15 protein-coding genes are annotated in these 14,065 nt (G+C 70.2%); 12 read left to right on the top strand and 3 right to left on the bottom strand.

The window, feature by feature from the left end; translation table 11 throughout:
• Positions 1–3,276 (bottom strand): type VII secretion protein EccCa (gene eccCa, locus DQW85_RS15040; protein WP_205315139.1); only part of this gene is annotated, 3,276 nt, incomplete at its 3' end.
• 146 nt (positions 3,277–3,422) lie between these two features.
• On the opposite strand from eccCa, the gene eccD reads away from it, so the two are divergent.
• From eccD to DQW85_RS15010, 6 genes are all read left to right on the top strand, one after another.
• On the top strand, positions 3,423–4,862 hold the full coding sequence (gene eccD, locus DQW85_RS15035) for a type VII secretion integral membrane protein EccD (RefSeq protein WP_113700931.1): 1,440 nt from the start codon (positions 3,423–3,425) through the stop codon (positions 4,860–4,862).
• A 128-nt stretch (positions 4,863–4,990) separates the two neighbouring features.
• Positions 4,991–5,428 (top strand): hypothetical protein, encoded by a 438-nt coding sequence (locus tag DQW85_RS44490; RefSeq protein ID WP_162795000.1) that lies wholly within the window; start codon positions 4,991–4,993, stop codon positions 5,426–5,428.
• 11 nt (positions 5,429–5,439) lie between these two features.
• Positions 5,440–6,291: a hypothetical protein gene (locus tag DQW85_RS15025; protein ID WP_113700929.1), complete on the top strand. Its 852-nt coding sequence runs from the start codon at positions 5,440–5,442 to the stop codon at positions 6,289–6,291.
• Positions 6,288–6,677, top strand: a complete 390-nt coding sequence (locus DQW85_RS15020) for a YbaB/EbfC family nucleoid-associated protein (RefSeq protein ID WP_162794999.1) — start codon at positions 6,288–6,290, stop codon at positions 6,675–6,677. Before DQW85_RS15025 ends, DQW85_RS15020 begins: the two co-directional genes overlap by 4 nt.
• Positions 6,678–6,680: 3 nt before the next feature.
• Positions 6,681–7,007, top strand: coding sequence for a YbaB/EbfC family nucleoid-associated protein (locus DQW85_RS15015; RefSeq protein WP_113700927.1), 327 nt, complete (start codon positions 6,681–6,683; stop codon positions 7,005–7,007).
• A gap of 63 nt (positions 7,008–7,070) precedes the next feature.
• A complete protein-coding gene (locus DQW85_RS15010) occupies positions 7,071–7,514 on the top strand; it encodes a YbaB/EbfC family nucleoid-associated protein (RefSeq protein WP_113700926.1) in 444 nt (147 codons plus the stop codon).
• A 66-nt stretch (positions 7,515–7,580) separates the two neighbouring features.
• Here DQW85_RS15010 and DQW85_RS15005 read toward each other — a convergent pair whose 3' ends face one another.
• Both DQW85_RS15005 and DQW85_RS15000 read right to left on the bottom strand, forming a co-directional pair.
• A complete protein-coding gene (locus tag DQW85_RS15005) occupies positions 7,581–8,258 on the bottom strand; it encodes a hypothetical protein (RefSeq protein ID WP_113700925.1) in 678 nt (225 codons plus the stop codon).
• A 12-nt stretch (positions 8,259–8,270) separates the two neighbouring features.
• Positions 8,271–9,332 (bottom strand): ICP22 family protein, encoded by a 1,062-nt coding sequence (locus tag DQW85_RS15000; RefSeq protein WP_113700924.1) that lies wholly within the window; start codon positions 9,330–9,332, stop codon positions 8,271–8,273.
• 309 nt (positions 9,333–9,641) lie between these two features.
• Here DQW85_RS15000 and DQW85_RS14995 point away from each other — a divergent pair, with 309 nt between their 5' ends.
• From DQW85_RS14995 to DQW85_RS14970, 6 genes are all read left to right on the top strand, one after another.
• On the top strand, positions 9,642–9,998 hold the full coding sequence (locus DQW85_RS14995; RefSeq protein WP_275888204.1) for a WXG100 family type VII secretion target: 357 nt from the start codon (positions 9,642–9,644) through the stop codon (positions 9,996–9,998).
• Positions 9,999–10,024: 26 nt separating this feature from the next.
• Positions 10,025–10,363, top strand: a complete 339-nt coding sequence (locus DQW85_RS14990) for a WXG100 family type VII secretion target (protein ID WP_162794997.1) — start codon at positions 10,025–10,027, stop codon at positions 10,361–10,363.
• 66 nt (positions 10,364–10,429) lie between these two features.
• Positions 10,430–10,837 carry a hypothetical protein gene (locus DQW85_RS14985; RefSeq protein ID WP_162794996.1) on the top strand — a complete coding sequence of 136 codons (408 nt, stop codon included), beginning with the start codon at positions 10,430–10,432 and terminating at the stop codon, positions 10,835–10,837.
• Positions 10,838–10,848: 11 nt separating this feature from the next.
• Positions 10,849–12,195, top strand: coding sequence for a WXG100 family type VII secretion target (locus DQW85_RS14980; RefSeq protein ID WP_113700920.1), 1,347 nt, complete (start codon positions 10,849–10,851; stop codon positions 12,193–12,195).
• A gap of 5 nt (positions 12,196–12,200) precedes the next feature.
• Entirely contained in the window at positions 12,201–13,235 is a 1,035-nt protein-coding gene (locus DQW85_RS14975; protein ID WP_113700919.1) for a hypothetical protein, read from the top strand.
• Position 13,236: 1 nt separating this feature from the next.
• Entirely contained in the window at positions 13,237–14,001 is a 765-nt protein-coding gene (locus DQW85_RS14970; protein ID WP_113700918.1) for a WXG100 family type VII secretion target, read from the top strand.
• The last annotated feature ends 64 nt before the right edge of the window (positions 14,002–14,065 follow it).

Below are 14,065 nucleotides of genomic sequence, written 5' to 3'. Positions count from 1 at the left end.
GTCCGGCCCCGGCAGCGTCTCGGCCGGCAGCAGCGCGGGCAGCAGCCGCACCGGCGGCGCGGCCGGGCCTCGCCAGGCGTCCCGCACCCCCTGCACCAGCGAGCGCACGCCCACCGACAGGTCCTCGGCGCTCTGCACGCCGTCGATCCTCGGCAGCGCCGACAGGAAGTGCATGCCCTCCTTGGTCAGGCCGCGCCCGGGCAAGCCCTCGGGCACGGCCATAGCCGCCTTGCGGTTGATCTCCGACTCGTACGAGTCGCCGAGCTTGAACTCGATGCGCGTGCCGAAGAGGTCACGGATGCCGGGCCGGAACTCCGACCACTTGTTCGTGGCCGCCACCACGTGGATGCCGTAGCCCAGACCGCGTGCCGCCAGGTCCGTGATCACGGTCTCCAGCGCCTCGTACTCCTGCCTGACGGTCAGCCAGCCGTCGACGACGAGGAAGATGTCACCCCAGCCGTCGCCTTCGAGCTGCCCGGCGGCCACCTGCCGCCGGTACGCGGCGATCGAGTCGATGCCCTGCTCGCCGAAGACGCGCTCGCGCTCCCTGAGCACGCCGGCGATCTCCGCGACGGTACGGCGCACCCGGTCGGCGTCCAGCCGGGTGGCCACGCCGCCCACGTGCGGCAGCCCGTCCAGCGCGGCCAGCGAGCCGCCGCCGAAGTCCAGGCAGTAGAACTGCACCTCCCGCGGCGTGTGGGTGAGCGCCATGCTCGTGATCATCGTGCGGAGCACCGTGCTCTTGCCGCTCTGCGTGCCGCCCGCGACGCCGACGTGCCCTGCGGCGCCGGACAGGTCCAGCCAGAACGGGTCGCGCCGCTGCTCGAACGGCCGGTCGATGATGCCGACCACCGCGTGCAGCCCGCCACGGCCCTGCCAGCCCGGCGTGGACAGGCCCAGCTCCGGGGTGATCGACAGCGGGGGCAGCAGGTGGGCGAGGGTGGGCGGCTCGCTCAGCGGCGGCAGCCAGATGCGGTGCGCGGGCGGACCGGCGCCGTTCAGCCGGTTCACCACGATGTCCAGCAGGCTCGCCTGCGGGCCCTTCTCGGCGGCCGGGACGATCTCCGCCTTGGGCTTCTCGACCTCGGGCACGGGCGCGAAGGCGGGGGTGTACTCGACCACCTCGTGGATCGGCGCGCCGGAGTCGCCGCCGCCCGACTGGCGGGGGTCCCCGTGGTACGGGCCGGACACGTACGCGGCCTTGAACCGCGTCATCCCGGAGGTGTCGAACTTCAGGAACCCGTTGCCCGGCGCGGACGGCAGCTCGTAGGCGTCCGCCACGCCCAGCACCACGCGCGACTCCATGGCCGAGAAGGTCCGCAGGCCGATCCGGTACGACAGGTGGGTGTCCAGGCCGCGCAGCCGTCCCTCCTCGAGCCGCTGCGAGGCCAGCAGCAGGTGCACGCCGAGCGAGCGGCCCAGGCGGCCGATCATCACGAACAGCTCGATGAACTCCGGCTTGGCCGTCAGCAGCTCGCTGAACTCGTCCAGGACCACGAACAGGGTGGGCAGCGGCGCCAGGTTGGCCCCCTGCTCGCGGGCCCGCTCGTAGTCGCGGAGCGAGGCGTAGTTGCCGGCGGAGCGCAGCAGCTCCTGCCGCCGCACCATCTCGCCGTGCAGGGCGTCGTGCATGCGGTCGACCAGGGGGAGCTCGTCCTCCAGGTTGGTGATGACCGCGGAGACGTGCGACAGCGTCTCCAGCCCGAGGAACGTGGCGCCGCCCTTGAAGTCGACCAGGACGAAGTTGAGGATCTCGGAGGAGTGGGTGACCGCGAGGCCCAGCACCAGCGTGCGCAGCAGCTCGCTCTTTCCGGAGCCGGTGGCGCCGATGACCAGCCCGTGCGGGCCCATGCCGCCCTGCGCGGACTCCTTGATGTCGAGCTCGACCATCCGGCCGTCGGCGCCGAGCCCGATCGGCACCCGCAGCTTGTTGCGGGCGGCGCGGGCACGCCAGGTCTGCCCGGGGTCGAGCCGGGTCGGGTCGCCCACCCCGAGCAGCTCGGTCAGCGTGGTGTTGGCGGACAGCACGTCCTGCACCTCGCCGCCGCCCGTGCCCGACGACAGCCGGAGCGGGGCGAGCTGCCTGGCCAGCCCCTCGGCGCGCAGGTAGTCGAACCCGTCGGGGTCGCCCAGCCGGGTGGTGCTCTCCTTGCCCGCGTGGTCGATCCTGACCATGTGGAAGCCGTCGGGCTGGACGTCGAGCCTGAGCGTGCTCTTCTCGTCGACCGGCCCCGCGCCGTCGGACAGGTCGATCACGGTCACGCCCTGGATGGCGTCGGTGCCGAGCTGGGAGTCGTGCGGCACGTGCCCGCCGTCGATGATCAGCACATGGTACGGCAGCGCCTCCGACGGGGAGCCGGGCTTGAACCGCGCCCGCTCCTTCAGGTCGGCGCCGAGCAGCCTGTCGAGGTCGGCCAGGTTCTCCGTCATGAGGCGCACCTGGCCGGCGGCGTCGCTCTGGTCGGGGTGCAGGGCGTGCGGCAGCCACTTGACCCAGTCCCAGTGGGGCATCCACTCGCCGTCGGCGCACACCATGATCCGCATGTCGTCGGGGGAGTGGAACACGGTCATCTGGGCGATCATGGCCCGGACCAGGTCGCGCATGGCCGAGGGATGGCCGCGCAGCTTGATGCGGGCGAACGAGCCGAGCGCCACGGCCACGGGCAGCCCCGAAACCGTCGAGTGCGCCCGGACGAACCTGCGCAGCGCCCCGGCCGACAGCGCGTCGAGGTCCTCGACCGGCTTGGAGTCCGGCGGGACGAGCTGGATGGCCAGCTTCTGCACGCCGGTGCCGAGCCGTACCGTGCCGAAGTCGTCGTCGCGCGGGCGGCGCTCCCACAGCCGCGAGCCCATCGCGACCCACCACAGCGAGTCGGGAGCCGGCCCGCTCCACTCGAGGGCCTCGCGCTGCTGCTTGGCCGCCCGGCGTGACCGCTTCCTGGCCTGCGAGAGGTAGCGGAAGTAGTCGCGGCGCGCGCCGTTCAGCCGGTACTTGCGCTCCCCGGCCTGGCGACCCATCTGGCCGATCGTCACGCCCACCATGGAGAAGGCGAACAGGCCGCTCGCCACGTACATGAGGGGATTGCCCGTACCGCCCGAGGTGAACATGAGCGCCATGGCCGCGCCGCCCGCCATCATCGGCAGGTAGGTGAGCACCATCATGAACCCTTGGCCCTGCACCTCGGGGATCTCCGGCGGCGACTCGAGGAGGATCTCGCCACGCGGGGGCTTGGGACTGGGCCGGCGCTCGGGGCGCCGCACGATGACGATGCTCACCCTGGAATTGCCTCCTTAGGCGTCGGAAGACTTTCTTACCAGAGCGCATGACGGCTCGTATGCCCGATATGTTCGTCATGTCGTTGTGATCGGTGGGAAAAGGGGGAACTCCTGTGAGGACGCTGGCCCAAGGGCCCCATGGCCCCGTGCCCCACGGCCCCGTGCCCCACGGCCCCGCACCGCAGGGCGCTCTGCCCCAGTCGGCCGCGCCGCTGCCCCCGCTCTGCCATGTGACGATCGTGGCTCCCCGCAGGCGGGCCGACCTGGCGCTGCCCGTCGACATCCCGCTGCCCCACGTCATGCCCGGCCTGCTGCGGGCCGTGGGCGAGGTGGGCGGCGAGTCGGCGGCCGGGCCCGGCTGGGTGCTCCAGCGGCTCGGCGGCGCGCCGTTCGACCTCGGGCAGAGCTTGGCGGCGCTGGGCGTGCTCGACGGCGAGGTGCTCTACCTCAGGCCGCGCGAGGCCGCGATGCCGCCGGCGCTCTACGACGACGTGGCCGATCTGGTCGCGACCGGCGTCAAGGAGCGGGCGGGCACCTGGGAGGGCGGGCACACGCGCCGGCTCGGCCTGGGCGCCGCCTCCGCCCTGCTCTGGGTGGGGCCGCCCGCCCTGTTCCTGGCCGGTCCGTCGTGGACGGTGACCGCCGTCGTGTCGGGCGCCCTCGCCGTCCTGCTGATCATCACGGGGGCGGTCATGTCCCGTGCCGTGGCCGACTCCTCGGCGGGCGTTCCGGCCGGGTACGCGGCCCTGCCGTACGCCTTCCTCGCGGGGCTGCTCGCGCCCACCAGCGCCGCGAACCTCTTCACGCTCGGCCCGCCCCACCTGCTCGCCGCCCTGGCCTGCACGGCGCTGGCCGCCACGTTCGCCGGCACGCTGATCGCCGACGGAGTGGTCGGCTTCCTCGGCACGGCCATCGCCTCCGTCGTGGGCGCGGCGAGCGCGGCCGTCGTCATGATCTTCGCCCTGCCCGGCGCGGGCGTGGCCGCCATGGCCGCCACCGTCGTGCTGGCCCTCAGCCCGCTGATCCCGAGCCTGTCGTTCCGCATCGCGCGGCTCCCCCTGCCGGCGATGCCCACGACCGCCGAGGAGCTCCGCAACGAGAACCAGCTCCTGGACGCCCCCGAGATCAAGGAGCGGACCGTCCAGGCGCGGAACTACGTGACCGGCATGGTCGCCGGGGTCGCGCTGGTCACCGGCGGGGCACAGATCTTCCTGGCGCTCGACGGCCACTGGCTGGCCCGGGTGACCACCGCGATCCTCTCCCTGACGGTCATCCTGCGGGCCCGCGTGTTCGCCGGGGTCGGGCAGCGCCTGTGGCTGGTCTTCTCCGGCGTCGCCGGGCTGGCCATGCTGGTGATCTCGATGAGCCACGGGCGCGGCAGCGTCACCGCGGCCGTGCTGGTGATCGGGCTGCTGTGGGCGGCGCTGGTCGCGATGGGGCTCGGCGTGTGGCTGCCGTCGGGCAAGCCGTCCCCGTTCTGGGGGCGGGCCGGCGACATCGTGGAGCTGATCCTGATCGCCGCCCTGTTCCCGCTCGCGCTCGGCGTGCTGGAGGTCTACACCTGGGTGCGGGGCCTGTCCGGCTGAGCACGGTGACGGGGTGGGGAGAGCGCGGTGACGCGTACGTGAAGTCGGGCTGAAGATTTCCGGCTGACCTGCGGAAACAGCTTCACCGCTGTGGTCGTGGCGGATGCCCGGTCGGTAGAAAGGATCAGGTGTCCACCGATCAACCATCCCTTACCGCGAGCATGGTGAGCCCCTGCCCGCACACCCCGAAGTGCCCGCCACCCGGATGCCTCCCCCAGAGCCTGCGACGGCCGCCTGCCACGGCCGCTCTCGGGGGGCCTCCGGGCGGGTACGACGTCGACGCGGGCTACGTACGGAAGTTCGCGAACACCATGGACGGCTCCGCGACCGGCGTGGACCTGCTGAAGCAGCACACCCCGCGCTTCGAGGGCTGGAACCTGGTCCCCCTGGCCGGTGTGCCCATCGTCGGGCTGATGTTCGTCGGCCGCTTCAACACCATCGCCGACACCTGGCAGGACAGCGCCCGCATCCTCGCCGACGTCCTCAGGACCGACAGCGGCAGGGTGTCCAGGGCAGCGGACAACTATGTCGCCGCCGCCAAGGCCGGCACCATCAGGACGAACTGAGCGGGGTCGCGATGCCCACACCCTCCGGCGAGCCGCCGAAGCTGGTCGTCCCCGGTCAGACCGCCCCTCCGGCCAGTCAGCGGCTCTACCTGACCAACGCCGGCGGCACCGTCCAGCGGACCGCCACGATAGCCCCCGTCGCGCGTACCGACCCCGGCTTCTACAAGCGGTTGATCGCCGAGCTGAACCCACTGCGCCAGACCACCAGGGCCGCGATGGCGATGTCCGGGATCGGCCTCGCCGCCCTGGCGCTGGACGTGGCCGCCACGCTCAACCTGGGCAACCCCTTCCTGTTCTACGACCGCCGCGAGCGGTGGAAGGAGATGGCCGGCCTGCTGGAGGGCAACCGTTCGGACCTGTGGCGCTCCTACTTCGACGACATCGCGCCGCACTGGAAGGGCCAGGCGGTCGAGATGCTCCAGCAGTACGTCCGCTTCAACGTCAACGGCCTCTACAGCCAGCTGGGCAAGGTCTCCGGCGAGATGAGCGGCGCCATGCAGAACCAGTACAAGGAGGTGCTCGAGTACGACCTGTCGGTCTTCGGCCTCTACGCCACCTCGGCCCCGGTCCTGCGCGCCGTCGCGGCCATGAGCGCTCACCCCGTGGGCAGGGTCGCGCTGATGACGCAGGTCGGGCTGTTCATGAGCGCGGTCGGCAACCTGGTCAAGCAGTTCGCCGACGTCTACAACTCCTACGAGGCCGACATCAACAAGCTGGAGCTGAAGCTCAACGATCTCAGGGGCGCCTTCTACCAGGCCGGTGATCCGGCGAAGGGGGCGCGCGACCTCGGGCTCTCTCCCACGATCGAGGACCCGTCCCGCCTCGACCAGTACTGGGTCCGCGCGTCCAAGGACACGCGGTGAAGCACGCCGGCGCCTTCGGCGCGGGCAGGGAAGGCGATCTGTCCGGCCTGCTGCGCGAGGTGAACGGCTGGGTCGGCTCGCTGGCGGAGGCCCTGGGCGAGCTGAAGGAGGAGACGGTCGAAGGCGCCGACCCCACGGGGGCCGTGCGCGCCGGGGTGTCCGGCACCGGACGCCTGCGCGCGCTGTCCATCGACCCCCGCGGCCTGCGCGACCTCGACCACGTGGAGCTGGCGGAGGCCGTCCAGGCGGCGATCGTCGCGGCCCACCTCGCGATGGGCGAGCGGCTGACGGAGCTGGTACGGGGCCTGCCGGGCGGCCCGGACGACGCCGGGGACGGCGGTGACCCGCTGGACTCGTTCGTTCGGCACGTGCTGCGAGGGGAGTGACCGGTGGAGGAGATCAGGGACGCGCAGGTGAGGCTGGACGAGTTGGCGGCCGCCGCCGAGCGGGCCGAGGCGATGGTCGAGGAGTGGAGCGTCCGCGAGTTCGCCGGCCGGGCGGACGACGGCGGGATCGTGGCGACCGCCGGGGTGCTCGGCACCCTGCTGAGGCTGGAGATCAGCCCGCTGAGCAGGAGGCGGCTGGACGCGACCGGCCTCGCCGACGCGATCCTGGCCGCCGTCGTCGCCGCGGAGGAGGCCGCCGCGGACGCCAAGGAGGAGCTGACGGCGGGCCTGCGGCGCGTACGGGAGGCCCTCTCCAGGCCCGCTTCATGATTGCGTAGACACGCCCAGGCCGCTACGTTGCTGGGCATTTATCCCGCCAGGATGGAGCAGGCGATGCAGGAGTTCGGGGACTTCGCGAACATCGATATTGACAAGCTTCTCAAGACAGCGGACGGGCAGTTCGCCCGCATCGAGGAACTCCAGAAGACCATGACCTCCGTGGTCGGCCGCGCGCAGGACGAGGACGGCCTGGTCTCGGCCGAGTACGCCGCGGAGGGGCTGCGCGAGCTGGAACTCCATCCCAAGGCGATGCGCCTGAGCTCCGCCGAGCTGGCCGAGAAGGTCAAAGAGGTGGTGCGCGAAGCCTCCGACGACCTGCAGAAGCAGGTCAGCGAGGCCATGGGCGAGGCCTTCGGCGAGGAGGAGAACCCGATGCGGCTCATCAAGGACCCCGACGCCGCGCTGGACCAGGTCAGGAGCGCCGAGGCCGCCTACAACCGCACGTTCGAGGACGTCATGGGCGAGCTCGACCGCATCCGCCGCCGCCTCGACCTCTGACCTCCGGGCGGGGATCAGGCCAGGCGGGGTTCAGGCCAGGCGGGGTTCAGGCCGGCCAGGCGGGGTTCAGGCATCCTTCGCCCAGTCCATCTTCACCTTCTCGAACTCGGGCGCCTTGCCTTCGGGGTTCAGGACCTGGTTCTTGAGCATGTGCAACTGCAGCTCGTGCCAGCCCGCGCCGAGCAGCATGATCCCGCCCGCCGTGCCGCCGACGGCGAGCTGCTTATTCAGCACCCCTGCCACCGTCGCGGACACCCTGGCCGCCACGGCCTGCGCCGCCAGCTGGCCCGCCGCCGCCCCGGCGGGCCCGGTGGTCCCGGACGCCATGACGTACCGGGCCGCCATCATCATGATCACGGCGACTGACGCGCAGAAGTAGGCACAGTACTCGGACGTCTTCGACGACAGGCTCAGGGTCTGGGCCGCGTTGTGGACGATGTCCTTGCCCTTGACGACCCGCTCCATGAGGTCGGCCACGCTCTTGTCGAACGCCTCCCTGTCGCCCGCGTCCCACTCCCGCGGCTGGCCGGACTTCTTCGTACTGCTCAGCGCCGTGTGGAGCCTGCCGAGATGTTCCGCGGAGGTCTCCCACTTGGCGGCGAGCTCCGCCTGCCCCTTGGGGCTGTTCGCGAGCACGCCGATGGCCACGGGGATCGAGTAGGCGGCCTTGCCCGGGATGAACCTCGCCGCGTACCCGGTCGCCGCGGCGGCCACGACGAACATGTAGAACAGGGCGTCATCCATGGATCGGTCCCCCTATGCCGTGCTCTTGTCGTCCGCGTCCTGCCAGACCGCGGAGGTCTTCTTCAGCGCGCCGTCCCAGCGGTTGAGCAGCTTCATGCCCTCTTCGAGGTAGTCGCCGGCCTTCGCCCGGATGGTGTCGTGGCCCACGCCGAGGTGGATGCCGGCGACGCCGAACACCAGGGCGGGGGCGTGGGCCTCCCACGCCTTGTCGTGCGCCTTCCTCATCTCCGGCGAGGCCTGGTTGATGATCACGTACGCGACGTTGTCGATGTCCTTGCCGTCGGCTTTCTTGTCCTTGCCGTCACCGCTGTCGCTGGCGTTCCCGTCCTTGCCGCCGCCCTTGTCTCCCTTGCCGTCCTGGCCGTCCGTTCCTGAACCGCCGCCGCCCGATCCGGGGCCGCCGCCTCCGCCACCACTCGGGATGTGAGGCGTGTCCACTCCGGTGTCGCCGGGCTTCGGGTCATCCGGCTTGGTGCCGTCGGGCCTGGCGCCGTCTGGTTCCGTACCGTCCTTGGGGGGCTCGGTGCCCGTGGGCGGCGCCTCCGGCTGCTCGGAGCCGGGCGGGTTCCCGGGGTCGCCCGGATCCGCGGGATCCGTGGGATCCGTGGGATCCCTGGGGTCGGCCGGATCGCCCGGGTCACCACCTGCGTCGTTCCCGATGTCGCTTTCAGCGTCGTCACTGGCGTCGTCACTGGCGTCGTCACCGGCGTCGTCACCAGAACCGTCTCCCGGGTCGCCGCCGGTCTGGTCAGCGTCCTGATCGGTTGCGTCCTGGCTCTCGTCGGCGGGATCCTCGCCCTCGCGGTCGGCGGGCTCCCATTCCGGATCGCCTTTCGCGGCCTGCGGATCGACGAAGCCGGGCTCGTGGTCGTCCGGCCCGTCGCCGCCGGACTCGACCACGCCCCGCTGGTCGGTCAAGGACATGTCCCCGTTCGCGGACGCCTGCCTGCCGGAGGAGTCCACCATCACGACGTCCTTGGCGAGCGTCTCGCTGGGCATGCCGGTCAGTGCCACGGCGGGGGAGGGGCTCGTGAGCCCCCAGTTGATCAGGCTGTCCACGTCCCGCTGGCTCATGCCGTCAGCCCTCCGTTGATCGCAGACGCTAGCCCAACCATGGGCGATCAGAGCAGCATGGGGCAAACCGCCGCAGTTTGTTAACCGGGATTCCGCGATCGTCGTCAAGCTGATGCGCGCCTGCCACCTGCGGATTTATCGGAAAGTAGCCTGTCCGTTATTCATCTGTGATCTACATGCCTGTTAGCTATGTTGCGAGTGATAGCAAAAGTGCTCTTTGATGGTTTTCGTGCCGAACGTGCCCTCCGTCAGCAAGTGAGTCTGATGAGATAGGGCCCCACAGGCTCAGAACCGGGGAGAGGAATCTCTGTGTCACTCTTTGGCGCAAGTCCAACTCAGCTTCAGAACGCGGCCCGATTCGTGGAGGCCGCCGCGCAGAACATCGAAGGCCTGCGAAAGGGAGTCGCCACCACTGTTCAGGAGCTCACCGCCTCCGGTGTGGCCTCCGGGTGGGAAGGCGCCGCGGCCGTCAAGTACAAGCAGCACATGGACAACTGGGACATGATCTGCAAGCGGATCATCCAGGACCTCGAGAAGATCTACGACAACCTCAACGTCGGTGCGGGGGTCTACGGCCGGGCCGAGGCCGACTCCCACAACATCGGCCTCGGCGGCATCGACGCCGACACCAACAAGGTCGACGAGCTCATCAACGTCAGGGCCTAGGTCCGTACGTTTCCAACCCGTACTGATTGGAGATCGCTGTGGCCGACGGTCGCGTACACGACTTCACGAAGGTCAACTTCGTTCAGATGCAGGCCGCCCAGGAGGGCATGCTCAAGGTGGTGTCCGAGCTCGACCGGATCACCGACCAGCTCTACAACGACATCAAGCGCGAGCTGGAGGAGCACTGGGTCGACGGCGACGGCAACGGTGCGAAGTCCTACTTCGACCAGCGCCGCGCCTACTGGGACTCCCAGGAGAAGGAGATGGGCAACCAGCTCACGCAGGCCGCCCAGGCCGTCGGGCTCGCCAACGAGAACTACCAGCGTGCGGAGCAGTACAACCGCAGGCTGTGGGAGAGCCCGTAAGTCCCATCCGCTGACTCGGTCATCGCCCACGGGCGGTGGCCGAGCGCACGTCTTTCAGGGGGCGACATGACGCAGAAGGATGCCATGGAGGGCGGCCCGGACCCGCTCCACATAGATCCCGACTGGCCAGGTCTCGACGGCGGTGTCCCCTTGCAGTACTCGGTCGGCAAGATGCGGGCCATCGCCCGCGAGCTGGCGTCCGCCTTCACGGGCTCGGACGGTACGGCGCAGGGACTCGACCAGCACAAGGAACGCCTCAAGGACGAATGCCAGCTCTCCGAGGCGCAGATCGGCCAGTGGCAGGACGCCAGGGCGTTCACCAAGACCGTCGGCGCCAACAGCGCAGGCGCGAAGTTCAGCCAGGCGTACACCGACTTCGTCGACGCGTTCGACAAGGTGATCAAGGCGATCGAGGCGAACGCCGACGTGTACGCCCGTACGAACCAGAAGAACGAGGGCGGCCGTGAGTCCTGAGGAAGGTCATCGTGGGTAGCCGGCGCAAGGTCCTTGTCATCCGCTCCTTCGAGGCCACCCCCGAAGGGGGAGAGGTCGAGGCGTCGAAGGCCGAGATCGAGCGACTCCTCAGCAACACCAAGCCGGGCGACATCAGCGACGCCGGCTCCGCCTACCGCAACGCGGCGCTCGCGATCGACCGCGCGGTCGCCGCGCTGGACGAGCACGCGGGCAGCCTGGCCCAGGCATGGAAGGGCCCGGCTGCGGCGCAGGTCCAGAAGGCCATGCAGCTCATGCACGCCAGCGGCGTCGAACTGTCCACGAAGATGAAGATGATGGACGACGCCCTCGCCGGCTACGCGGATGAGCTGCCGGAGACCCTGGCCAAGGTCCAGGGCATCTCGGTCGACGTCAAGTCCCCCGGGGATTCCGCCCACTCGAACATCCTCCTGCAGCAGGCGAACGCCCAGATCCCGCAGAGCGCCAAGACCGCCGCGGAGAACGCGCAGGCGCAGCGGGTGATGCGCGAGCTCAACCAGAAGATCGTCGAGCTGCTCAACGTCAACGTCCCGATGGACGTGTCGTACGAACTGCCTCCCGTCACGATCCCCGAGGGTGGCGGACCGGAGCAGAAGACCGTCGACCTGGGCGATCCCTCCAACGGCGGTGACCGGTCCTCCTACTCCTCCAATGGCGCCCCGGACTACGAGTCGGCCGGCCGCGGCAGGGGCTCCGACGGCCGCGGCGTGGGCACCGTGGACTCCGGCACGAACGGCCCCGACCCGGACCGCACCGGCACCGGCACGGGCACCGGCACCGGCACCGGCACCGGAGGCACGGGAACGGGTTCGAACGGCACCGGCCAGGGCGGGACAGGCGCGGACGGCCCCGGCCCCGGCTCCAACGGCCCGGGCACCGGCACTGACCAGGCCGATCCAACGGATCCCGACCAGCTCACCCGGCACCAGACCGGTGACAGGGACGGCACCGTGCCGTCGGTGATCGGCGCGGGCGACCCGCGGCAGACGGAGGCGGCGAACTTCGTTCCCTCCCAGGTGACGACAGGGGTCACGCCGTCCACCATCCTGCCGGCGACCTCCCTGCCGGTGGGGACGACCACCCCGCTCATCCCGTCGTCCGGGGTCACGCCGGGCGTCCCCGCCATCCTGGGCGGGCCGAACTCCTGGGGAGACCAGGCAGCAGGCGGCAACGGCTCCGGCTCGGGACGGTCGGCGGGCCACACCGGGATGTACCCGTTCATGCCGATGGGCGGAGCAGCGGCCGGCTCCGAGGAGTCCACCGAGCTCGAGACCAACCTCTCCGAGGACCGCGACATCTGGGCCGTGAAGTCAACCGTGACCGAACCACGCATCGGGTGATGGCAATGGGTGACACCACCAATCCGAACTGGCAGAGCCTGGCAGGGGACTTCAAACCGTCGTCCGGTGTGAAGTTCAAGAAGGGCAAGCTGGACTCCAACAGCAAGTCGCTCACGTCCGACGGCGATGACATCGCCATGTTCGCGGGCAGGACGGGCCGCATCTCTCTCGACTGGCCGGGTTACGGCCTGACGGGCCGCGAGTGCGACAGCGCCCACGAGAACGCGCGCACCCAGCAGGTCCAGACGCTCAACACCGCCAAGGAGGTCCTGGAGTCGTGGCGGGACGCACTCAAGATCGCCGACTCCAGGTACACCGAATCGGATGATCAGTCGATCCCCGACCTGAACAAGCAGAACCAGGTGCCGTCCATCCCCGGCCTCAACGGGTCGGGCCTCAACGGCCCCGGTTTCGACGGCTCCGGCCTGACCGACCCGAACCTGAACACACCCGGCCTGACCAACCCGGACCTCACCAGCCCCAACCTGAACGATCCACGCCTGACCAACCCCGACCTGAACAACCCTCGCCTCAACGACCCCAACCTCACCAATCCGAACCTCACCAATCCGAACCTCCCCAACCCCCACCTCAACAACCCGAACCTCAAGCAGCCGGAAATGCCGGAGATGCCGGGCAGCGACCCCGGCAAGACCGACCTCAGCGGCCTCAAGGACCCCACGAAGACGGGCCTGTCCGGCTTCGACCCGTCCACCATGCAGCCCCCGCAGGGCCGCGTTCCCGACGGCCTCATGACCGACCCCGGCCGAGTAACCAACGGCGCGCCCGCCACCGGGAGCGGATACGGCGCCACGAGTGGCGCGGGCGCCGGCTCCCCTCTGGCCGCGGGCAAGCTCCCCGGAGGCGCGGCAGGTACGGGCGGAATGGGCGGCATGCCGTTCATGCCGATGGCCCCGATGTCCGGCGCGGGTGACAAGGAACGCGAAAGCAACGGCTCCGACCTGCTGCGCGGCGACCCGGACGACTGGGACGACGAAGAGGGCGTGACGGCGGCGGTCCTCCGGCACGAGGGCGCCTGACATGGCGGACATCACCGGCGCTCGCAACCGGTTCATCATGGCGGCGACGGTCTCCGCGGGGGCCGCGCTCGTCATCAGGCGGCCCATCGCCATGTCCATCGCCGTGAGCCTCGGCGTGATGATGGCCGACCCCGACACCATGCTCAAGGCCATGAAGGAGTGGAAGACCAAGGCGCAGGGCGGCTCCACCGAGGAACTCGACCAACTGGTCAAATCGGTGCGCTCGCTGGTCGAGCGCATGGAACACGACGCCCACTGGGACGGCGCTGCCAAACTGGCGTTCGACGCCGTCGCGGAGCCGTTCGTCGAGGAGCTCGAGAAGATGGGCACCGCCCGCGACGGCATCGGCGACGCCCTCAAGTCGAGCGCCGACCTCTACGACAAGCTCTCCTACGTGGCCGTGGCCGTGGCCTTGGTGATGGTCGGGTGGGCGATCCTCGTGTCCGTCGCCAAGCTCAACCCCGGCACCTGGATCGGCGCCGAGATCGCGCTCACCGGCGGGATGCAGGCGCTGTGGACCTGGGTCAAACCACTGCTCATCAGCCTCGCCGTCTTCACCGGCGGAGTGTTCGCGGTCTACCAGGGGGTGGGCATGAAGAGCATGGAGCAGGCGATGAAGTTCCAGAACATGAAGGCCATGCCCATGATGAACGGGTACGGCCTGGGCAACGACAAGGAGTCGGGCGCCCTCGTCCAGAAAAGCGTCGGCCTGGACAACCAGAACGGCGGCCTACCCACCGGCATGAACCTCCCGGGCATCTCGTAACCCCCACCAACAACCACCCCATCCCACCCACCCGATCCCATCCCACCCCACCACCCATCCCGCG

Source organism: Nonomuraea lactucae (assembly GCF_003313395.1).
Classification (GTDB): Bacteria; Actinomycetota; Actinomycetes; order Streptosporangiales; family Streptosporangiaceae; genus Nonomuraea; species Nonomuraea lactucae.
This window is presented reverse-complemented; position numbering and strand designations above follow the sequence as displayed.